Annotated in this window: 22 protein-coding genes; 5 read left to right on the top strand and 17 right to left on the bottom strand. The window is 70.1% G+C overall.

Translation table 11 applies throughout. The features are described from left to right. Nucleotides 1–29: 29 nt before the first annotated feature. Together OIE49_RS22740 and OIE49_RS22735 are read right to left on the bottom strand one after the other, a co-directional pair. Nucleotides 30–1,331: a hypothetical protein gene (locus OIE49_RS22740; protein ID WP_326803891.1), complete on the bottom strand. Its 1,302-nt coding sequence runs from the start codon at nucleotides 1,329–1,331 to the stop codon at nucleotides 30–32. Then, a complete protein-coding gene (locus tag OIE49_RS22735) occupies nucleotides 1,321–3,849 on the bottom strand; it encodes a hypothetical protein (RefSeq protein ID WP_326803890.1) in 2,529 nt (842 codons plus the stop codon). Before OIE49_RS22735 ends, OIE49_RS22740 begins: the two co-directional genes overlap by 11 nt. A gap of 273 nt (nucleotides 3,850–4,122) precedes the next feature. On the opposite strand from OIE49_RS22735, the gene OIE49_RS22730 reads away from it, so the two are divergent. Further along, entirely contained in the window at nucleotides 4,123–5,052 is a 930-nt protein-coding gene (locus OIE49_RS22730; RefSeq protein ID WP_326803889.1) for a type IV toxin-antitoxin system AbiEi family antitoxin domain-containing protein, read from the top strand. Nucleotides 5,053–5,214: 162 nt separating this feature from the next. On the opposite strand, the gene OIE49_RS22725 is transcribed toward OIE49_RS22730, so the two are convergent. After that, nucleotides 5,215–5,727 carry an ATP-binding protein gene (locus OIE49_RS22725; protein WP_326803888.1) on the bottom strand — a complete coding sequence of 171 codons (513 nt, stop codon included), beginning with the start codon at nucleotides 5,725–5,727 and terminating at the stop codon, nucleotides 5,215–5,217. A 250-nt stretch (nucleotides 5,728–5,977) separates the two neighbouring features. Here OIE49_RS22725 and OIE49_RS22720 point away from each other — a divergent pair, with 250 nt between their 5' ends. Genes OIE49_RS22720 through OIE49_RS22710 form a run of 3 tightly spaced genes read left to right on the top strand, consistent with a single transcriptional unit; the run spans nucleotide 5,978 to nucleotide 7,409 of the window. Beyond that, the gene (locus tag OIE49_RS22720) at nucleotides 5,978–6,829 is read left to right on the top strand and encodes a helix-turn-helix domain-containing protein (protein ID WP_326803887.1); all 852 of its coding nucleotides are present in this window, start codon (nucleotides 5,978–5,980) and stop codon (nucleotides 6,827–6,829) included. A 12-nt stretch (nucleotides 6,830–6,841) separates the two neighbouring features. Then, nucleotides 6,842–7,033, top strand: coding sequence for a hypothetical protein (locus OIE49_RS22715; protein WP_326803886.1), 192 nt, complete (start codon nucleotides 6,842–6,844; stop codon nucleotides 7,031–7,033). Nucleotides 7,034–7,073: 40 nt separating this feature from the next. Continuing rightward, nucleotides 7,074–7,409, top strand: a complete 336-nt coding sequence (locus OIE49_RS22710; RefSeq protein ID WP_326803884.1) for a hypothetical protein — start codon at nucleotides 7,074–7,076, stop codon at nucleotides 7,407–7,409. Nucleotides 7,410–7,515: 106 nt separating this feature from the next. On the opposite strand, the gene OIE49_RS22705 is transcribed toward OIE49_RS22710, so the two are convergent. The 14 genes from OIE49_RS22705 to OIE49_RS22640 all read right to left on the bottom strand — a co-directional run bounded on the left by OIE49_RS22705 (nucleotide 7,516) and on the right by OIE49_RS22640 (nucleotide 19,152). Then, nucleotides 7,516–8,142 (bottom strand): OmpA family protein, encoded by a 627-nt coding sequence (locus tag OIE49_RS22705; RefSeq protein ID WP_326803883.1) that lies wholly within the window; start codon nucleotides 8,140–8,142, stop codon nucleotides 7,516–7,518. A gap of 11 nt (nucleotides 8,143–8,153) precedes the next feature. After that, a complete protein-coding gene (locus tag OIE49_RS22700; protein ID WP_326803882.1) occupies nucleotides 8,154–8,729 on the bottom strand; it encodes a hypothetical protein in 576 nt (191 codons plus the stop codon). Between the two features lie 34 nt (nucleotides 8,730–8,763). Further along, nucleotides 8,764–9,360, bottom strand: a complete 597-nt coding sequence (locus tag OIE49_RS22695) for a pilus assembly protein TadG-related protein (RefSeq protein WP_326803881.1) — start codon at nucleotides 9,358–9,360, stop codon at nucleotides 8,764–8,766. Then, nucleotides 9,360–9,596 carry a Flp family type IVb pilin gene (locus OIE49_RS22690; RefSeq protein WP_326803880.1) on the bottom strand — a complete coding sequence of 79 codons (237 nt, stop codon included), beginning with the start codon at nucleotides 9,594–9,596 and terminating at the stop codon, nucleotides 9,360–9,362. The genes OIE49_RS22695 and OIE49_RS22690 overlap by 1 nt, the downstream gene beginning before the upstream one ends. Nucleotides 9,597–9,744: 148 nt before the next feature. Next, the gene (locus OIE49_RS22685; protein ID WP_362346240.1) at nucleotides 9,745–10,584 is read right to left on the bottom strand and encodes a response regulator transcription factor; all 840 of its coding nucleotides are present in this window, start codon (nucleotides 10,582–10,584) and stop codon (nucleotides 9,745–9,747) included. Between the two features lie 50 nt (nucleotides 10,585–10,634). After that, nucleotides 10,635–12,194, bottom strand: coding sequence for a histidine kinase (locus tag OIE49_RS22680; protein WP_326803878.1), 1,560 nt, complete (start codon nucleotides 12,192–12,194; stop codon nucleotides 10,635–10,637). Nucleotides 12,195–12,209: 15 nt separating this feature from the next. Then, on the bottom strand, nucleotides 12,210–13,103 hold the full coding sequence (locus OIE49_RS22675; RefSeq protein ID WP_326803877.1) for a DUF5936 domain-containing protein: 894 nt from the start codon (nucleotides 13,101–13,103) through the stop codon (nucleotides 12,210–12,212). Nucleotides 13,104–13,130: 27 nt separating this feature from the next. Next, nucleotides 13,131–14,072 carry a type II secretion system F family protein gene (locus OIE49_RS22670; protein ID WP_326803876.1) on the bottom strand — a complete coding sequence of 314 codons (942 nt, stop codon included), beginning with the start codon at nucleotides 14,070–14,072 and terminating at the stop codon, nucleotides 13,131–13,133. 19 nt (nucleotides 14,073–14,091) lie between these two features. After that, entirely contained in the window at nucleotides 14,092–15,429 is a 1,338-nt protein-coding gene (locus tag OIE49_RS22665) for a CpaF family protein (RefSeq protein WP_326803875.1), read from the bottom strand. Nucleotides 15,430–15,495: 66 nt separating this feature from the next. Further along, a complete protein-coding gene (locus tag OIE49_RS22660; RefSeq protein WP_326803874.1) occupies nucleotides 15,496–15,867 on the bottom strand; it encodes a TadE family protein in 372 nt (123 codons plus the stop codon). 1 nt (nucleotide 15,868) lies between these two features. Further along, the gene (locus OIE49_RS22655) at nucleotides 15,869–16,285 is read right to left on the bottom strand and encodes a TadE/TadG family type IV pilus assembly protein (protein WP_326803873.1); all 417 of its coding nucleotides are present in this window, start codon (nucleotides 16,283–16,285) and stop codon (nucleotides 15,869–15,871) included. Continuing rightward, entirely contained in the window at nucleotides 16,282–17,535 is a 1,254-nt protein-coding gene (locus tag OIE49_RS22650; protein ID WP_326803872.1) for an AAA family ATPase, read from the bottom strand. Before OIE49_RS22650 ends, OIE49_RS22655 begins: the two co-directional genes overlap by 4 nt. Before the next feature lie 13 nt (nucleotides 17,536–17,548). Beyond that, entirely contained in the window at nucleotides 17,549–18,256 is a 708-nt protein-coding gene (gene cpaB / locus OIE49_RS22645; RefSeq protein ID WP_326803871.1) for a Flp pilus assembly protein CpaB, read from the bottom strand. An 86-nt stretch (nucleotides 18,257–18,342) separates the two neighbouring features. Further along, on the bottom strand, nucleotides 18,343–19,152 hold the full coding sequence (locus OIE49_RS22640) for a hypothetical protein (protein WP_326806306.1): 810 nt from the start codon (nucleotides 19,150–19,152) through the stop codon (nucleotides 18,343–18,345). A 360-nt stretch (nucleotides 19,153–19,512) separates the two neighbouring features. Between OIE49_RS22640 and OIE49_RS22635 the strand changes: the two genes are divergently transcribed. Further along, nucleotides 19,513–21,072, top strand: a complete 1,560-nt coding sequence (locus tag OIE49_RS22635; RefSeq protein ID WP_326803870.1) for a hypothetical protein — start codon at nucleotides 19,513–19,515, stop codon at nucleotides 21,070–21,072. Nucleotides 21,073–21,074 lie beyond the last annotated feature (2 nt).

Here is a 21,074-nt window from a genome sequence, read left to right as displayed (position 1 = left end):
GGGCGGCATCCAGGGCGTGGCGCGAGTGGTCACCGTGCGGCCTGGCGCCGCAGCCTCCCCGGCAGCGTCTCGTCGGCCGCCATGCGGTCGAGTGCCTCGCGGCCGTATGCCACGGCGCCGTGCCGGTGCAGCAACGCCATGGCCGGGTCCACGGCGACACCGCACCGGGCGTACCGCTCGGCGAGCTCGAACGCCCACGGGGTGAGGAGGGCGTCGTCGTCGACGTACGTGCCCAGCCAGGTGAAGGCCGCGCCGACGATCCAGCCGCCGATCCAGGTCACCCACCGCGTCAGGAACCGCGCCGCCTCCTCGCCACCCGGATCCCGCGGTACGCCGGGGATGCCCAGCAGCGCGCACTCGCGCATCGCCTCGGTCATCCGTTCCCTGGTGACCAGACGCGCGTAGGGCATCAGGTCCGCCATGACCTGCCGGACGTCCAGCCAGGCGGGCCGCTCCTCGTCCGCGTCGCCGGTCCAGGCCGGGCCGGGGACGGGTTCGGGCACCGGCCCGGTCGGCGCGCAGGCCAGGAGGACCGCCCGCGCACGGGCCGTGTTCTCCGCGTCCCCCGGAAGGCCGGCCGGCCACTGGAAGCCCGCGCCCCAGCTGTACGGCAGCTCCCGCACGGCAGAGGGCAGCAAGGGTTCCTCTCCGCACGCCGGCTGCCTTCCCCGGGCTTCGTAGCCGGGGCGGCGCAGCGCCAGGAGCCGGGAGCGGACGTAGGGACGGAAGTCCCGGACCTCGTCGTCGGTCACGAGTTCCAGCAGTGCCGCCTCCCCGCGCGGCCGGCCGAGGGCCAGGAGCAGGCGGACGGCCGGTTCCACCGCCAGGCCGACGCGGACGTAGGCCTGGGCGAGCCGGACCGTGTCGTCCTCGTGCCCGGCGGGGGCGCCGCGTTCGAGGAGGAAGGCGAAGGCGTCGGAGGCCAGGTCCTGCCGTACCGTGGTCGCCCATTCCGCGGCCGTGGTGCGGATCTGTTCCGGCGTCGGCGGAGCTGACACCGTGGGGATGCCCAGCCGGGACCACTCCGCCAGGACCCGGGCCACGCCTTCCCGGGTGACGTCGGCGGTGGCCGGCATCAGCCGGGTCAGCCAGGCGTCCGCCTCGTCCAGGGTGTGGTCGTCCCGGTCGTCGTAGGCGTCCCGCAGCGCCTCGTCCCAGTCGTGCACGCTGTGCCGGTGCGAGGGCAGGGCCGCCCGCAGGACGTCCAGCGCCTGCTCCGCGCCGGAGGCCGGGAGTTCCGCCAGCGCGAGGGCCCGGCGGTGGGTCAGGTCGTTCCAGGGCGGCGGCAGCTCCCGCATCGCGGCGGGCAGCAGGTGATCGTCACGAGACACCCAGGTACTCCATCGCTTCCTTCGGGGTCGTCATCCTCTGCCAGTCCATCGTGCCCGCCGCCCTGCGCGCGTCGATCTCGGCCTGCATCCTGGCGAGCCGGCCCGGGGAGATGTCCTGTCCGGCGATCCGGACCGGCACGTTGTTCTTGGCCAGTGTGCTCGCCGGAGTGCCCGGCGGCCTGTATTTCACACCGTCGCGCTTGCCGGTCTTGTAACCGCTGAAGATGTTGCTCCACTTGTCGTTGGTCGCGATGTCGACCCGGACCGCGCGGCCCGCGCCGTCCTTGCCCTGCCACCTGGCCATGTCCTCGACCTGCCGCTCGAAGTCGGCCTTGATGGTGGCGTTGCCGGTGTTCTTGACCTCCACGACGTGGACCTTGCCGTCCTTCCCCTTGTAGAGCGTGTCGGCGTCCTGGATGTCGGAGATGTCGACGCTCTCGCCGTTGCCGAGGTCGATCTTGGTCTTGCCGAAGTCCTTGCCGACCGCGGTGTGGACCGTGGTACCGGCCGCGGCCTCGGCGTCGGCCGCGTGCTGGACGGCGTTGAGTTCGGCCCGGGCCTGGGCGAGTTCGTCCGTGTTCTTCGCGTTGAGGATCTTGCTGGTGAGCGTCGACCTCGCCTCCTTGGAGACGTTCGGCGTCTTCGCCAGCTTCTCGATCTCGTCCAGCGCCTGGGTCGCGTCCTTGCTGCCGATCTCCTTCTTGTCCGGATCGGGGTTGTCCTTGGCGCGGCCGGCGAAGTCGTCGGCGTTCTTCTTCGAGTACGGCACGCCCTCGTCGTCGAGGGCCTTCTTCGCGGCGTCCTTGCTGTGCGTCAACTCGGCTGCGCTCGCCGCGTGTTCCGCCTCGTCCGCCTGCTTACGGGCCTCGTCGGCCTCCTTCTTCGCCTCCTCGTCACAGCCCTCCTGCGCGAGGACCACGTAGCGGGGGCCGCCCGCGGCGAGGACGGTGGTTCCGGTGCCGGCGCCGCCCCCGGGTCCGCCACCGCCCCCGTACGGGATCCGGCGGGTGGGCGCGGCGATGGAGCAGCCGGACTCACGCGCCTTCTTCTCGGCCTCGTCGGCCGCCTCGTCCGCCTTCTTAGCGGCCCGCTCGGCGCCCTCGACGTCGCCCGCCTTGGCCGCCTTCCTGGCGTCCTCGGCCGCCTCGGTGGCCTTCTCCGTGAGCTTGCCCAGCTTGCCGAGCTTGCCGAGGTCGCCCACCTTCTCGACGACCTTGCCGGCGTCGTAGCCGGGGATGAAGAGGGAGCCGATGTTCCAGACGACATGGGAGACGGCGCGGGTCTTCTGGCCGTTCTTCCAGTCCTCGGCCACGTCGTCGCCGATGAACATGTCCCACAGGACCGTCCCACCGGTGTTGAGGGAGGCCCCGCCCCAGTCCCAGAGGGCCCCGAAGTAGTCGCCGTCCGACCACTTCTTCCCGGCGTCCTTGGAGTCCTCCGTCCAGTCGTGCCCGAGCTGCTTGCCGTAGTCGGCGATCCCGCTGAGGGTGTCTCCCGGGTTCGTGACCATGTCCCAGATCCCGGTGACGTCCCCCCAGATCCCGTCGACGAAGACGCCCTCACCGACCTGCTTGAGCTGATCACCGGCACACCCGAAGAAGGCACCGAACCCGGAGAAACAGCCGTCGTCCTTCTTCTCGTCGGGGGCGGGGGTGTTGTCGGTGTCGGTGTCGTCGGATTCGGTGGTGGGGGTGTCGTCGGTGGTCTGGTCGCCGCTGTCGGTGGTGGTGCCGCCGGCCGCGGTACCACCGGTCGTACTGCCGCCGGTCGCGGAGCCACCACCCGTGCTGTCCGCGCCGCCACCGGATGTGCCACCACCAGTGCTGTCACCGCCACCGCTGGTGCCGCCGCTGCTGTCGGTACCGCCGCCGGTCGTGGCGCCGCTGGTGTCGCGGGAGGCGTGGGTGTCGCCGGAGGCATGGGTGTCGGTGGCGCTGCCCGCCGGCGCCGCGCAGCCCATCCCCGCGACCTTGCAGACCTGGGCCTCGATGCTCGTGAGGATCTGCGTGCCGAGACCGCTGACCACCAGCGCGAGCACGATGGCGACGACGATCGCGACCAGGCCGGCGTACTCGACCGCGGTCTGCCCCTCGTCCCTCCCCCGCCACCGGATCATCCGGGCGAGCGAGAGGGGACGGCGCTCGGCCCGCGCCGGAACGGGGAGTTCGTACCACTGCCGGGTCTCGGACTGGAGCAGGAAGTAGAGGATGAGGAGCGGCAGGAAGAGCTGGATGCCGCCGCGGGCCGAACCCGCGGTGAGGTTGGCGAGTCCCCCGAGGATCAGCCACACCTGCACGCCGATCAGCGCCCACCGGATCCGGCCCCCGCCCTCCCAGCTACGCCGGGCGAGCCACCAGCCGAGCACTCCGGGGGCGGCGGCGTAGGCGACGAGGGCGACGACACCGCCGTCGAGGGCGCCGTACGACCCGGCCGTCAGCAGCAGACCGATCCCACCGAGCACGGTGGCGACGAACAGTGTGTGCACGAGCACCAACGCCGCCGACAGCGACCGTGGCACCTCCCGGCGCCTCCCGCGCCCGGTTGGCGACGCCCCTGACGCCCCCTCGGCCTCCGGCACTCCCCCAAGCGAGGCCATGGCCCCCTCCCCCGCGTTGTTCGATGACAACGCCCCGAGGCTAGGAAGGGACAGTCCGCCCGACGTGGGCCCAGGGACCCAAAAAAGCACCCAATTCACCAAAGGCGGAGGCACAGGAGTCGCAGCGAGAACAAGGGACAAGTGAGTTGTCCACAGCCCCAGGCAAACCGTCCGAGCCTCAGGCGATAGTGCGGCATGACAATCAGCAGTGAACTCCTCCGACGGGTCCGCGCCACTGCCTCGCAGCAGGACTGGGTGCTGACGACCTCACAACTCAAGTCAGCCGGCGCCGATCGGAACACCGTGCGGCGAATGATCAGGTCGGGTCAGTGGGTTCCGCTGACCCGGGGCAGCTACTGGGTGGGGTGGGACGACCGGGGACCGTCATTGCGTTCCCGAGTACGCGGCACTCTCCTCACCTGCGGCCCACAGGTAGTGGCCGCAGGCACCACAGCCGCCCGCCTGTTGGGCATCGAGGGCCTCCCCAAGGACGACGGCACCCTGCACCTGGCCGCTCCACCGGGCCACGAGATCCGCAGCCGCCCAGGCATCCGCGTCCACCGGAGCGCCACTCCTCCCAGTGCCCGCATGACACTGCGGGGCATCCCTCTCACCAACCCGGCCCGCACCTGCGCGGACCTCCTGCTCCAACTCCCCCGCGTCGAGGCAGTGAGCGTGCTGGACTCGGCCCTCCATAAGGGCCTGCTGTCCGAGCCTGACCTCCTCACCATCCCGGCCCACCTCTCGGGCCGCCCCCACGCGCCCAGGGCCCGGGCCTGGCTACGTCTGGCCGACGCCCGAGCCGAATCTCCCCTGGAAACCCGCGTACGCCTCATCTGCCTGGACGACGGCCTCCCCCCGCCCGTCCTCCAGTGGCGCATCCCTGACTTGGAGCACAACCGCTCCTACCGCATCGACCTGGGCTGGCCCACCCACCTGGTGGGCATCGAGACAGATGGCAAAGCCCCCCACAGCACCCCCCAGGCCCTCTACCAGGACCGCTTCCGCCAAAACCGCCTGGTCACCCTCCTCCCCAACCTCACTCTCCTGCGCTTCACATGGGCCGACACCCACCACCCCCCTTCCATTCTGCTCCCCCTCCGCCAGGCCCTTGGGTGCCCTTGATCCCGACGAGTGCAACGCAGCGCCCATTCAGGGCACTTTGGGACAGCCGTAACGTCACAACAGACGTGACGTACTGTCCGACCGGGCGCGGGAGGCAACCCACAGGCGGTCGGCAGGGACGTAGGCGATGCGCCGCCCTTTCCAGCAGGCCTCGAGGAGCCGTCACTCATTCGGGTGGCCACCCATCAGGAATGCGCGGGCACCCTCCCTTGGCAGGACCGCCCACGTCCGCGTGCCGCCGCCGGGCTCGCGGGCGCCACCGAAGCCCCAGTCACCGCCGCACGCCCGGACCACACAGGCCGACAGGCGCAGCGCCGAGCGGCGGCGGGCGTCGCAGGCGGCGGCGAGGCGAGGGTGCTGGTGGCGGGGGTGCGCGTCGTAGAGGACCACGCGGAGTGCTTCCTCGCGGTAGCGGAGGCATACGTACACCTCCGGAGAGGTGGTGAAACGGCACGCACAGGCCACGAGTTCGCTCGCCACCTGCACGACCGCGTCGGCCATGTCGGCGAGGTCGTGTGCGTCGAGGACCGTGCGGATCACCGCCCTGACGATCGCAGGGCTCTGCGGTGCGGCCGGGAGCGTGAGGCTGTACGTGAGGGATTCCGGGGTGGGGGGTGCGGGCGGCAGGTCCATGGGGGTGTAGGGCAGGCAGGCCGAGGTCATAGCGACAGGCATGACAACTCCCTTGATCGGAGCAGTGGTTGTATCTCGCCTCGCGCACGGTGGCCTGTCACCCGGGCCTGGCATGGCATGGGCGATGCACTTCCGCGCGGCAGCGGAGGGTCGTGGTCGACCTGTCACAGACGGTAGAATATCGGGGAGTACACGTACTACCAACTTGCCGAAATCGCCCCCCATCGAGTGGACCGGCCGCCGATCCCGGGGGCAGACTGACTCCCGTCAGGCAACGGGGCAGGAGGGGAGCATGGCGCCCAGAAGCGCACCAACGGCACGTCAGCGGCGCTTGGGCCTGGAGCTTCGTAAACTGCGGGTCGCTGCCGGGATGACGACCGAGGCCGCCGCCGGGCTGCTGAGCGTCCCGCGAACGAACGTGCCCAACATGGAGTCCGGCCGCTCGGGCATCAGCCCTGAACGCGTACGCACGCTGGCAAGCAACTACGGGTGTCCGGATCAAGCGCTTGTCGAGGCTCTGGCCGCCATGGCCGCCGACAGGGAGAAGGGGTGGTGGGAGTCCTATCGCGGTCAACTGCCCAATGCCTTCCTGGACATCGCCGAGATGGAGTGGCACGCCGTGCGCGTACGCATGTCAGTGAGCGTGCACCTGCCTGGACTGCTGCAGACCGAGGAACACGCCCGCGCCGTCTTCCAAGCGGTGATCCCCGCCTTGTCACCGGCGGATGCAGAGGTCCGCGTCTCGCAACGCCTGGACCGGCAGCAGGTGCTCGACCGCCCGACGCCACCCGAACTTGACGTCATCCTCCACGAAGCAGCTCTGCGCATGGAGTTCGGCGGATCTGCCGTGGCCCGGCAGCAACTGGCGCACCTGCTGACCATGTCCGAGCGCGAGGCCGTAACCCTGCGGGTCATTCCCTTCAAGGCGGGCGGCTTCCCCGGAGCCGGCCAGTCGGTCCTGTACGCCGAGTCGTCCGTGCCTCAACTCGACACCGTGGAACTCGACAGCACTCACGGGCCGGAGTTCATCGACTCGGAGGCCCAGCTCGCCAAGTACCGGGCCATGCTCGCCGCCGCAAAGGCAGCGGCACTCGCCCCAGGGGCCTCACGCGACTTCATTCGCGGCCTTGTCAGCGAACTCTAAGGAGCCACCACCATGCCGGCCATCACCTGGGAAGATCCCTTCTGCGGAGAAGGCGCCAACTGCTTCCGCATAGGAACCGACGCCGAAGGCAACGCCTACATCGCCGTCGCCGGCCAGGAGGACCACCCCCTGACCGACAGCCGTGAAGCCCTCCGCACCCTCATCCGGGAGATCAAGGCGGGGAGAGCCGATCACCTGCTGTAGAGCCGACCGGACGACGCTTTGCCACTACTACTCTCCTCGCATGGACGTTGCGGAGCAGTACGGCATGGACGAGGGACCGGCCCAGAAGGTCAGCGTGTCCATGCCCGCGGGCCGCATCGCAGCCGTCAAGGCACGCGTGGGGGCACGCGGCTTCTCCGCGTATGTGAGCGCGGCCGTCGAACGGCAGATACAGCGTGATCTCCTGGAGGAACTGCTCCAGGAGAAGGAGGCCGAGATCGGTCCGCCCTCTCCCGAGATCCAGGAACGGGCTGCGGAGATCTTCCGTGAGGCCGAAGCCTTGGCGGCGAACGAACAGTGCGCGGAGGGGCCGGGAGAGATAAGCGTTCCGGGCCGGCACGCGCGCAAGGCCGACTGAGCAAGCTGTGCGGTGAGAGGGTACGCGCCGTGGCCGTGTGACCTTCCGGGGCCCGATCCGGCCTTGCCGGCCATGGCACGGAACGAGCCCCGCGACTGGTCGCAGGTCAGTTCTGAGTGCGGGGGAACGTGACCTCCACTCGGCGGTTCTTCTTGCGGCCGTCCTCTGTGGAGTTGTCCGCGATGGGGTACTGCTCGGCGTAGCCGCGCACGTCGAAGGTGATGTTCGAGTCGTTCAACTCCTGGGACAGGATGTCCTGAACGGCGTTGGCGCGCTGCTTGGACAGGACCACGCCGTGCGCGTGTGTGCCGAGGTTGTCAGTGAAGCCGAAGACGCGGACCTGGCTCGGCTTCTGCTTCTTGATCTCCTGCGCGATCGTGTCGATCCGGGCCTTCGCCTGACTGCTCAGTTTCGCGCTGTCCTTGGCGAACAGCACCTCGGCCTGGAGGGCGAACGTCACGTCCGTGTTGGTGTCCTCACGGCGTTCCTCACCGCCCTGCTCCTCGACCACCGACTTGATGTCCAGCACCTTGGGCTCGGCGAGGGTGGCCCCCTCGGGCAGCTTGAGGTCGGGATCGCTCGGGTCGACCTTCACGGGGGCGGAGGCGGACGGCTCAGTGCCCGGGGGCACGCTGGGACCACTGTCGGCACGGGCGGCCACGGCACCGTAGAGGTTCGCGGCAACCATGACGCCGGCGGCTGTGAGGGCCAGGGTGAGACGGGTGGGGGTCATAGTGGGCCGCCTCACCCAGAGATCTCGATAGTGCTGCTGGAGAAGGTGGGCAGTTGCAGCGTGACTTCGGAGGTGTCCGTTGGCGGGGACGGGAACTGCATGAAGACGGGGAAGGTTTGGCCTGACTTGATCGTCGTCAGGCCGATCGTCGTCAGTGGCCTTCCATCGGTGTCACGCAGCACGTAATAGCGCTTCTTACCCTTCGAGTCGACGAGAGTGGCTCCGCCGAGGGATTGACCATGCTTGATGATCTCTGTCTCGTCACCGCTCATGCGCGCCGGGATGACTGCCGACTTAGCGCCGTCGTTTTTCAAATTCCCGTTCACAGTGATGAATCCACCCGTGTCGCGCTTGGCCTCGGTGACTTGCAAGCGGAGCCCGTCGGGTCCTGTCAGCTCAGCAATCGGCTCCCCTGACTGTCCCTCCTGGGCACTCGGCTCGGACCCACTACCCTTGGAGGTGGATGCCGACGTATCCGGCTTCTTGTCGTCGCCACCGCCGCAACCAGCCGCACCGAGAGACAACCCGGCCGCCACGGTCAACGCGACCAACCCCCTACGGGCCTTTGCAGTGAACCGAATGCTCATCACTCTGCTTCCTTCATCACTCGTCGTTCGCTTGTCAGTCGGCCAGATGGACGTCGAAGAGGTCCTCGGGTCGCGGCAGGTCCGTGAGATGGTGCGGATCGAGGTCCCAGTACCTGTTGTTCTCGCAGGTGAGTCGCGGGAGTACGTCTTGATTCTCGGAACCCCCGAGGGGAGGGTCGAACGTGCACAGCGGCTTGATGACAGCGCTGGCATGCGCCTTGGAGTGCTTGTCCTCGGTGCCGGGAACAATGGACTTCCCGACCGGCTTGTCGGTCTGGACGTACACCGTGTACCGCAAGAACGACGGCCGGCAGCGGTACACGTGCGCCTGGTTCAGCTGCGCGAGCTGATTCGCGCGCCGACAGCCATCTATTTGCGCCGCTTTGCCGTTGAGCAGGTCCTGCCACTTGGTGGGATCGAGCACGATGTCGACCCACTTGCCCGCCAGCTGGTCCCGGGTGTCCTGCGCCGCCGCCAGGGCCGCCGCGTCTGCCGCCGTCTGCGCCCCGTTTCGATTGGCCGCCGCCTGGCCGACCGCCAGGTATGCGAACGCGAGAAAGAGCAGGCCCCCCACCACCGTGATGTAGATGGGGAAGGCCTGCCCTGCGTCGTTGTATCGACGAGCTTGCATCAGCCGCCGGTGACCTCGGAGATCTTCTGCGTGATTGCGTCGAGAATCGACTGACCGATGCTCGTCCCCGTGATCGCCAGCACGATCGCCACCACCACCGCGATGATGCCCAGGTACTCGACCGCGGTCTGCCCCCGGTCGTCGGCGCGGCGGCGCAGCGACTCGGCCGTGGTGTTCTTCCAGCCGTTCACGCGGACCTTGGTCGCGACCGCGGTCTTCAGCATCAGGTCGGTCATGGTGTTCCCCTCCGGGTTCGGTCTCGGTGCCGCTTGCGACACCGGAAACGTATGCCGGAACACCCCGCCCGCCAGAGGGTCCCCGGACCCAATCCCGGGCCCAAAGCAAGACCCGGGCCCGCCTCCCCCGCACCGTCGCCATCACGCCTCACCCCAGCCCTCGTGACGAACCCGGTGCCGTGCCGAGCCACTTGGCGGCGGCCTCGGAGCGGCTGGTGCTGTGGAGCTTGGCGAAGATGCGGTTGATGTGGTTCTTGACGGTCTTCTCGCTGATGAAGCAGGTGGCGGCGATCTGCTGGTTGGTCATGCCGGACGCGATGAGGTCCATGATCTCCGCCTCCCTCGCGCTGAGTTGGAACCTCGACCTGTCGACGGCAGCCGGACGGCCACCTGTCCATCCAGACGAAGACTGTCCCACAGATGGTTGCAGATGCGAAAGGGTTTTGGCGGTAGGTCCTGTTTCTTGCGACGTTGGGAAGGTGTGATCGTGTGCAATCGCATCTGCCGGCGGCTGGTCGCGGCGTAGTCGGGCCACCAGCGCGCCCGCCGCCGTAGGAGTGAAGTGGGCCCTGCCCTCCTTGACGTCACGTACGGCGGTGACGAGTTGGCCGGCCGTGAACTCGCCGTGGACCAGGTAGCCGCCCGCACCCAGGCGCAGGGCCTCCTGGACGATTTCCGACTCGCTGCTGTAGGTCAGCATCATCACCGGGGCGATCCGGACCAGGTACGGCAGGGCGGAGAGGCCGTCCACGCCGGGCATGCGGACGTCGAGCAGGACGACGTCGGGACGGTGCTGCTGGGCGGCCTCCCAGGCGGCGCGGCCGTCGGCGGCCTCCGCGACCACCGTGATGTCCGCGCGGCCGGAGAGCAGCGCCGTCAGGCCGGCGCGGACCACGGGGTTGTCGTCGGCCACGACGACGCGCAGGGGCACGGCCTGCGCGGGTTGTGGAAAGCCCTCGAAGGGGTTGGGAGTCGTCCGGTCCGGCACGGCGGCGGCCTCCTCTCTGGGTCGTGGAGCAGGGATGGTTCGTCGGGCGGTCATACGGTCGGTGTCGTCAGGGCTCCCAGGGGCAGTTCGATGCGGACCTCCGTTCCCTTGGGGTGGGCGCCGCGGCCGATACGGATGCGGGCGCCGACCGAGGCCGCCCGCTCGACCATGCCGACCAGGCCGAAGTGGCCCGCCCGGCGTAGCTGTTCGAGGCTGGTGCCGGGCGGCAGGCCGCGGCCGTCGTCGTACACGCTGATCCGCAGCAGGTCGCCGTGGACTCCCGCGCTCACCTCCACGTGCGTGGGCGCCGCGTGCCGGTGGGCGTTCTCCATCGCCTCCGACGCGATGGTCAGGAGCTGACGGGCCACGGCCGGCGGCACCGGCGGCACACCCGGCTCGCCGATCGGGCGGTACGCGGCGCTCAGTCCGGTTCGGGAGGCGAAGTCGCGGGTGCGGGCGACGAGTTCGGCGAGTACGTCGGTGCCGTGGTCCGGGTCGTTCTCGCGGCGCAGGTCGGTCAGCAGCTCGCGCGCCTCGGCGGCCGCCCGGCGGGCCGAGCGGGCCACCAGTTCCGCCTGCTGCTTCACCAGAGCCGCGTCCATGCGGTCGGCGCCCGCCGAGCCCGCAAGACCGTCGGCGGCCATGGCCACGCCGTGCAGGGTCTTCGCCACCGAGTCGTGCATCTCGCGGGCCAGGCGGGCCCGTTCGGCACCGACCGCCTCGGTGACGGCGAGACGGGCCTGGACCGTGGTCAGCGCCCGGGTGGCCTCGCCGAAGCGGAGGAGCAGGTTGCGCACGGTGACTCCGGCCGCGCCCGCGATGACGCACAGGCCGGGGAGGAGGGCGGCCTGGGCCAGGACCGGGGACAGTTCCTCGGAGCTGGTGGAGACGACGAGCAGGATCAGCGACTGGAGCGAGGCGAACAGGGCCGCGCCGCGCCAGCCGTACACGAGTCCGGCGAGCAGCGGGGTGCAGACACTGACGTAGGCCAGCGTGCTGTCCGGGCCCGCCGCGATCAGGAGGAGGGCGCCGAAGAGGGTGTCCAGGGCGAGGAGCGTGGGGTGCCGCAGGAGCAGGGGGCCGAAGCGTTCCCAGTCCCTGAACAGAACGTAGGAGCCCATGAAGGTGACGACCACCGCGGCGCTGACCAGGCGGGTGGCCAGTCCGGGGGCCGCGTTCACCAGGGCGACGGGGGCGGCGAGCGCGATCATCGCGAGGCGGAAGGCGAAGACGTGGCGGCACATCGCCTGCAACGCGCTGATCTGCAGTTTTTCTGCCTCGGGTGCCGATGGCTCCGCGGGTGCGGGTTGCGTGGTGGGCACCCGGTCCTCGGGCGGGTCCGGGTTCCCGCCCACGCCACTCGTGCGGCCGTCGTCGCCGGTTGCGGGTGGCCCCTGCGGGGACCGTTCGCCGTCGGCGGCAGAAGGTCCCTGCGACGGCTCCACCGGCTCCCACCCCGGCGGCAGCTCCGGCGTCACCGACGTCACCGGGATGTCCGGCGCGCCCGTGCGGACGTGGGCCGGCAGGACCGTGCCCGCCGGAGGGGTGGTGATCTCGGGGATTCTCGGGCGGCGGCGCAGCAGCCCGGTGCGTTCCTCCGTCGTCGCCATGTCCTCGCCCGCCCCCTACTTGCCCGTACCCGTGAGGGAGCCGAAGTCCACGCCCGAGCCGAGGATCAGACCCGCGCCGAGGAGGATCATCGTGGCCGGGACCATGAACGTGGTGATCATCATGGTGGCCTTGGGCACCGCGCGGGCGGCCTTGCGGCGGGCGTTCTGCGCGTCGGTGCGGCGCATGTCCTTGGCCAGGGCCACCAGCGTGTCGACGATGGGCGCGCCCAGTTCCTCGCCCTGCTGGAGGGCGGTGACGAACATGGCGACCTGTTCGGAGTCGTTCCTGCGGCGCAGCTCCGCGAAGGCCTGGCGGCGGCTCATGCCGAGGTCCATCTGGCGCAGGGTGATGCGCAGTTCGTCCGCCCAGGGGCCCGCGTACTTGTCGGCGACGCGGTCCAGGGCCTGGCGGAAGCCGAGGCCCGCGCTCACCACGACCGCGAGCACGTCGAGGAAGTCCGGCAGCGTCCGCTCGATCACGTCCTTGCGGATGCGGATCGCCGACCAGATGCCGACCTCGGTCCAGAAGGCGCCGAAGGCGAACAGGAGCAGGGCCATGAAGAGCTGGCCCCGCAGGAGGAACACGAGTCCGCCGAGGCCCCCCAGGAACCCGTAGACCGCGCGCCGGGCCGCGTAACGGTCGATCGTGAGGCCGCCGGGGTTGCCCGCCAGGTCGATCCTGCGTCGGTACTTCGCCACCCTCTTGGGGCCCATCAGACGCAGCACGGCGGGGGCGTAGCGCATGCCGAGGCGGTCGACGAGGGAGTCGACCGCGCCTGTGCGGGTGGAGCCCACCTCCAGGGCCAGCGCCAGGTCGCCGGGCAGCCGGGCCTCTGCGCGGTACATGCGGATGCCGGCGAAGACGCCCCATACGCCGAGGCCCATCACGAGTGCGAGCAGCAGTGCCATCCCTCTTCCCTCCTTCCGGGAACCCGGCTAGACGTCGATGCGGGACATGCGGCGGATGAGGACGAAGCCGACGGCGTAGAGCGCGAAGGCGATGATCACCGCGCCCTGGCCGATCGGGGAGGCGGTCATGCGGTCCAGGGCGCCGGCCTTGACGCCGTTCATGAGGAACAGCGCGCCGATACCCAGTACCGGGACCGCGTAGGAGGTCATGTTGACCTGGGAGAGCTGGGTGCGGATCTCGCGGCGGGTCTCCTTGCGCTCCTCCAGGGTCTCGGTGAGGTTGCGCAGGGCGCTCACCACCTGGCCGCCGGCCCGGTTGGACAGGACCAGGGTGGTGACGAGGACGACCAGTTCCCGTGAGGGCAGCCGGTCCGCGAGCTCCGCCAGCGCGTCGTCCATCGACGCGCCGAGTGCCAGCTGATGGGCGACCTTGGCCAGTTCCTCGCCCGCCGGGGCCTCCAGCTCCTCAGCCGCCATGCCGATCGCGGTGCGCAGGGCGAGGCCCGCCTGGGTGGCGTTGGCCAGGATGCGGGCCAGTTCGGGGAGTTGGTTGATGAACTTCTCGATCCGCTTCTGGCGCTGCCAGTTGAGGAACTGCATCGCCGCCCAGATGCCGAGCAGGCCGGCCAGCGGTCCGAAGAAGGGGGCCAGGGCGGCCTGGCCGATCAGCCAGAGGGCGGCCACGGTGGCGAGCATGTAGACGAGGAACTCGCCCGGGGTGACGTCCAGGCCGGTCGCGGCGAGCCTCAGCTCCAGCCCGCGGCCGAGTTTCGTGCGGCGCAGGCGGCGGTCGAGGGTGGGGAAGCGGCGCCGGCGGCCGACGGGGGTCTGGCCTGTCTGGGAGAGCCGGTCGACGAGGGCCGCCCGCTGGGCCTTGCCGGAGCTGTAGGCGTGCAGGCCCGCGACGGCCAGCACGCAGGTCAGCAGGGTGACTCCGGTGGTGAGGGTGACGAGGGTGCTCAGATCCATGGGGACGGTTCCTACCTGCCTACCTGGCTTCTCGGGTGGCCAGTTGGTCTGCGGACTGGGCGACGCCGAAGGCCTGGGGGATGGGCTGGCTCGCCATGTAGAGGCGGTCGGCGGTGCGGCGTGGCAGCGGGTGGTACTCGAAGGCGCCGTAGATCCGGCCGTCGGCCGCCATGGGCCGGGCGGCGAAGCGGGCCACGGTGGCCAGCCGGTACGGCTCGCCGCCGTGGCTGTCGAGCACGGCGATCTCGGTGATGCGGCGGGCGCCGTCGGCGAACCGGGTGAGCTGGACGATCACGTCGACGGCGCTGTTGATCTGGTCGTGCAGGGCGACGAAGGGGATCTCCACGTCGGACATGGAGGCGAGGGTCTGCAGGCGTGTCAGCGCGTCCTCGGCGCTGTTGGCGTGCACGGTGGCGAGCGAGCCGTCGTGGCCGGTCGACATCGCCTGGAGCATGTCGAGCGACTCACCGCCGCGGACCTCACCGACGACGATGCGGTCGGGGCGCATACGCAGGGAGTTGCGCACCAGGTCGCGGATGGTGACGTGGCCGCGGCCCTCCACGTTCGGCGGCCTGGACTCCAGCCGGATCACATGCGCCTGCTGGAGCTGGAGTTCGGCGGAGTCCTCGATGGTGATGATGCGCTCGTCCTGGGGGATCAGCCCGGACAGGGCGTTGAGGAGGGTCGTCTTCCCGGTGCCGGTGGCTCCGGAGACGATGACGTTGAACTTCGCCTGCACCAGTCCGGCCAGCAGGTACAGCATGTGCTCGTCGAGCGAGCCGAAGCCGATCAGCTCCTGGAGGGTGAAGGAGCGGGGGAAGCGGCGGATGGTGAGGGTGGGACCGGTCAGCGACAGCGGCGGGATGATGACGTTGACGCGCTCGCCGGAGGGCAGACGGGCGTCGACCATCGGGTTGGACTCGTCCACGCGGCGGTTGACCGTGGAGACGATCCGCTCGATCGTCTGCATCAGCTGGTCGTCGGAGGCGAAGCGGAGGGGCAGTTGCTCGACCCGGCCGCCGCGCTCGACGAAGATCGCGTCGGGTCCGTTCACCATGATCTCGGTGATGGAGGCGTCCTCCAGGAGGGGTTCGAGGATGCCGAGGCCCAGGGCCTCGTCGACGACCCGGCGGATCAGCTGCGAGCGCTCCACGGTCGAAAGGACCGGGCCCTCCCGGCTGATGATGTGCCCGAGCACCCGCTCAAGGCGTACCCGGCGCTCGGCGGCGGCCAGCGAGCTCATCTCCGCGAGGTCGATCTCCTCCAGGAGCTTGGCCCGGTACGAGGCGACGAGGTGGCCGTCCTCGCCCCGGTTGCCCTTCTCCTCGGGGGAGTTGATGCGTGCGCGGAGGCTCATCGGTCCGGTGCTCCTCGCTCCTGGTCGGCGGTGTCGTGGACGGTCCTGGTCAGTGGTCGAGCGGTCTCAGTGGTCGAGCGGCATCGTCGCGGTCTTGTGGGCCTTGCCGAAGTGCCAGCCGGGCACGATCGAGGGGATGTCGACGGCCGCGGTGACGGTGACCTCCTTGCCGCCGTACGAGGGCAGGCAGCTGGTGCGGCCCGTCAGCCAGTCGCTGACCGCGTTCGCACAGGCCTGCCCGGCTCCCTGCCGGAGCGAGGCCGCGCGCGCCCCGGCGCGGGCCGCCGTGCCGGCCTGCTGGGCGGTGTAGGCGATGAGGCCGATCTGGATGACGGCCATGGCGAGCAGCATGAGGATCGGGATGAATCCCAGGTACTCGATGGCGGCCTGGCCCCGGTCGCGGCGGCGGCGGTCGCGGCGTACGCGCTGGTACGGCATGTCAGTTCGTCGCCTCCTCTACGGCGCCGGCCTGGCCCGTGACCGTGAAGGGGAAGCCGATCGCGCCGGGGAAGAGGACGGGCACCTTGAGGTCCACGTGCGCCCGTACGTAGCCGTTGCTCGTCTCGCAGCCCACCTGGGCCCCCCTTCGCCACGCCGCCGACAGCTTGTCGAGCCCGGCCTGGCTGCAGGCGGCGTTCCTGGCGCCGCGATCGGCCGCCGTGCCCGCCCGTACCGCCTCGTCGGCAGCATTCCCCGCAAGCGTGTACGTGTACCCCAGCAGCACGCACTGCCACAGCAGCACCAGCGTGATGAGGATCGTGGGCGTCATGCCCAGCAACTCGACGGCGACCTGCCCGCTGTCCGAGCGCAGCCGGCCGGCCGACAGCCTCTTCCCTGTGCCTGCCCGCATGTTCATCCACCTGCCTCCCTGCGCCGCCGGAAACTCACCGACCCCCGGTCGCCCCGCAGCCGTCCGCCCTTGCGGTCGGCCTCGGGCGCCTTGACGATCCCGAGTTCGCCGGCGAGTCCCCACAGCGCCTGCTTGACCGTGCTCTTGCTGTCCAGTTCGTGGATGCGGCCGGCGTCCACCGAGCCCTGGAGCTCCTTGAAGCCGGCGGGGACCGCCGTGCCCGCCACCGGCGTGCCGGTGATCTTCTGGATGAGCGGCGGCTGGATCTCGGTCGCCCGGGTGTGGCGGTTGACGACGACCGTCGTCTCCTCGGCCTTGCGGATCTGCAACCGGTCCCACATCCGTACGGTCCGCTTGGCCGCGCGCACCGCGACCACGTCCGGAGTGGTCAGGAGCAGCGCGGTGTCCGCCATCTCGACGGCCGCCGCGCTCGCCCCGCTCATCTGGGCGCCGCAGTCCAGGACGACGATCTCGTAGCGGGAGCGCAGCGCGCTGACGATCTGGCGGGCGGCCCGGTCGGTGACCTCCTCGCCGCGCTCGCCCTCGCCTGGGGCGAGCAGCAGCGCGAGCCCGCTGTCGTGGCGGAAGATCGCGTCGGCCAGGACGCGCGGGGAGATGTCGGTGATGGCCGCGAGGTCGACGACGGAGCGGCGGAACTGGACGTCCAGGAAGGAGGCGACGTCACCGGACTGGAGGTCCATGTCGACCAGGGCCGTGGCGCGCCCGGACGCCTGTGCGGCGAGGGCGAGTTGTATCGCCGTGAGGGTGGCGCCCACCCCGCCCTTGGCCCCGCTCACCGTCACCACCCGGCCGCCGGCCCCGGTGAACACCTCGCCGCCGTGGCCCAGATGGCGCCGTACGCCCACCGACCACTGGGCCACCGCCTGTACCCGGCTGACCAGTTCCTCGTAGCTCAGCGGGAGGGCCACCAGTCCCCGCGCGCCCGAGTCCATCGCGGCCGAGAACAGGCCGGGACTGGCGTCGGAGGTGACGAGGATGACACCGACCGCCGGGAAGCGCAGGGCCACTTCACGGATCAGTTCCAGGGCCGGTACCGGGCCGATCCGCTCGTGCACCACCACGATCTCGGGCAGTTCGTCGACGGACTCGGCGGCCAGGCGTGCCAGGGTGTCGATGAGCTGGGTGGAGTCGGCGACCGGGGCCACCGGCTCGGCGTCGGGGAGCTGGCTGAGCAGGGTGGTGATGGACCGGGCCGCGTCGGCGTCGCCGACGGCCGGAAGGATCCTGGTGGTCATGCCTGCCGGCCTCTCACTTGTCGTTCGCGAGTTCGTAGGTCCGGTCCTTGGCCGGGACGCTGGTGTCGCTGCCGGGGGCGACCAGCGCGAGCCTGACCCGCTGGGCGAACGACTCGGCGTAGGTGATGCGCTGGGCGTCGATGGTGGAGAGCGCGAAGGTGATCGGGACGGCGTCGGTGGGCTGCTGGGCCCGGTTGTCGGCGTTCGGCTGGAGCGCGGTGATCCGCCCGACGTCGAGGACCTTGGCGTTGGTCACGATGATCTTCGACTGGGCGGGGTCGCCCTGCCGCTGTCCGCCGAAGGTGGCGTAGACGTTGACCGTGGAGCCCGGTGTGATCTTGCCGGCCACGCCGGTCGCCGCGTCGATCATGATGGCGACCTCCTGCTGGCCCGGTTGCAGGGCGGGCTGGTTCACGATCATGTCGCTCTGCAGCAGGGAACCCTTGCGCAGGGTGGTGACCGCGATCTTGCCCTGGATCTGCGCGAGGTCGGTGACGGCGTTCGGCGACAGCCACCGTTTGGGCATCTTGACCTTCTCGAACTGACCCGTGCTCAGCGTCGTGTACGGCGCGACGTCCGTGCGCAGCTGGTAGGCGGCGACCTCGGGGCCGACCTTGGACTTGACGTCGCTGATGACGGAGAGCACGCCCGCGAACGCGGCGAGGGCGCAGATGACGGACAGGATCAGGAGTATCACGCCGCGGCGCTGACGGGAGTTCATGAACCGTGCAACCTCATTGGGATATCGGTCGGCGAAGTCGAGCGGAATCGAATGACGGTGGTGCCGGTGGTTCAGGGTTCAGGGACTCATCCGGTGGGTGTCCGGTTCTCGGGGAGCGGCGGGGTGGCCGAGCAGAAGACGCAGCGGTCTCCGATGACGTCGATGCCGCACCAGTGGCACACACCCTGGCGGACCGAGGTGACCAGCTGGTAAAGCACTGACAGGTCGGGCAGGTAGGTGCAGAACTCGATCAGCTTGCCGGTGCCCCACCAGGTGGCGGACTCGGCCGGCAGGTCGGCCTCGCGCAGCCCGAGCGCGTTCCACGCGGGGGCGAGGGTTGAGCCGACCCAGTCGGACTGGAGCTGTCCCTTGGCGAGCAGCATCCAGCTGCCGAAGTCCGGTCCGTCCAGGGTGGCTTCGGGGCCGATCCGGACGAGCTGGGGTTCGGGGTGGGCGATCACGCCGAACTGGCTGCCCGGGACCCAGGACTTGGCGTGCGCCCTGAGACCGACGGGGACGCGGTCGAGGCGGGCGACGGAGGACAGGACGGCGCCCGCGTGGATGTAGTGGGTCAGCAGCCGGCCGGCCGAGGCGAGCACGCCGGGGCTGAGGTCGCAGGAGGCGAGCTGACGCAACTGGCGGGCGAGGACGGCGAGTCCGAGCGGCGGCAGATCGGGCCGGAACAGGGCGATGCGGTCGCTCTCCAGCAGCGACCGGACGGTGTGCAGCCGCCGTTCCACAGCGCTCGGCACGGCGTGCGAGCACACCACGACGACATACCCGTGCTGGTCGATCAGGGCCTTCATCGCGTCGAGCGTCTGCTCCAGCGGCTGCCGGTCCAGGTCCTTCAGGACGACGGCGGGCACGGTCCGATCGTCCTGCGCGGGCAGCGCCATGTCGGCGCTTGTCACAGCAATGGCAGTTGACACGCGCAGCTCCCCGTTAGACGCCTGTCGGCCCGCCGGCGGTCATCCGGCACGCCGAGTTGACCTCACTGCGTGACTACCTCAGCACTGTATCCACGCCTCTGTGGCCGGAGAACAGCGATTTCGTACCTGGCCGGCAACTCTCCTCTCACAAGTCATTTCAAACCGGGGCAGGGTGAGCATCCTGAACCGACCCGAAAGCATGGGCCGGACACAACTCGTTGACTGTGGGCCCTCGTTTGGGTCCGCGGACCCACGCCGCCCGGCACCGCCCGCACCTACGCTCGCCGCCCGGAACGGCGCTTGCCGGTGTGCGAGGAGGGGTGCCGCATGGCTCGCGGGGGTGGCAGACGGACATGCCGGAGGACGTACGGGTACGACGACTCGGGCGCGACCGCCACCGAGTACCTCGGCATGGTCGTGGTCGTCGTCGCCGTCGTGCTCGGCATCGGTGCCACCGGCGTCGGCCGGACCATCCACGACCGGATCGCCGCCGAGATCTGCAAGGTCACCGGCGGCTCGGACTGCGGCGCGAGCACGCGGGAAGGTGACCGGGCCCTGACCGACGCGGACTTCGAGCCGGCGCTGTGCCAGGTCTCGACGGTCAGCGACAAGGCGGGCTCCAAGGCGAAGATCCTGTTCTGGGAGATCGGCAAGGAGTACGGCTTCCAGGAGCAGCACCTCAAGGCGCACACGGACGTCAACCACGACGGCAAGGTCGACGACCAGGACGAGCTGGTCTACCTGACCTTCACGGACGCGGCCTCCGTCAGCGCCAAGAAGGACTTCAAGCCCGGGCTGAAGGTGGGGAAGGCCGGCACCGACAAGGTGGAGCTGGGCGCCGGGATCAAGGTGACCAACGGCGACACCTGGGTGTTCGAGAGCCCCGAGGAGGCGCGCCGGTTCCGCGACGACGTCGAGAAGCTCCAGATGTACCGGATGCGGCGCCAGTCGCCGGGCGGCGCGGACGCGAGCCTCGGCGACAGCATCCTCTACCTGTTCGGCACCGGCCCCCTCAAGGACGAGGAGGACACGGAGAACCGGGTGAAGAAGGCGCTGGGCGACAACCGGAGGATCACCTACGGGAAGGTGGGCCTCGAGGCCTCCGCGGCGGCGGGCCTGAAGATCTCGGCGGGCGACGAGAAGAAGCTGAGCGCGGTGCTCGGCGGCAACTTTCGGTACGCCCCCGAGGTCACCTGGACCGACAACGCCTACAAGAACACCAAGTCGTACACGTACTCCTCGTCGATCGAGTACGGCGCCAAGGCGAGCTACGAGGCCGGCCCGCTCAAGGGGGACGCCTCGGCCTCCACCACCCGGACCGGCACCATCACCGTCACCTACGACAAGACCACCGGCAAGCTGGTCGGCGTCAACATGACCCGCACCGTCGAGCGGGGCGGCCTGAAGGGCGGCGCCAGGCTCGGCACGGGCAACGGCAAGTCGGGCAAGGACGAGCGCGGCGGCGGGGTGAGCGGGAGGGGCACCGACAGCTCCACCGGCATCGAGATCGTCACGACCGCCCTGAGTTTCGACCCCGGTCCCACCGGGGACCAGGACCGGGCCGTCGCCGAGCAGTGGCTCAGCAGCACCAACGAGCAGCTGGTGACGCCGTTCCAGTACATGTTCGACGACCACGCGCCGACCCGACGGCCGGGCGCCGACGACCCCTTCGGCCGACTGGTCTTCGACAAGGGCCGTTCCAGCAATATGACGTACACGGGCCAGGTGAACGCCGCCGAGTACGGCTTCGAACTGAACCTCGGACTCAGCCTCGGCCTGTCGGTCGGCACCGAGCAGAAGTCGGAGACGCTCACGGACGCCCGGTTCCTCGGTGCTCCGGACGGAGACCGCCGCTCCTACGTCCCCTACAGCTACTGTGCCAAGTGATC

Origin of the sequence: Streptomyces sp. NBC_01788, from assembly GCF_035917575.1 — a bacterium.
Taxonomy (GTDB): domain Bacteria; phylum Actinomycetota; class Actinomycetes; order Streptomycetales; family Streptomycetaceae; genus Streptomyces.
Note: the sequence above shows the minus strand (reverse complement) of the source record. Positions and strands in the feature narration are given on the sequence as shown.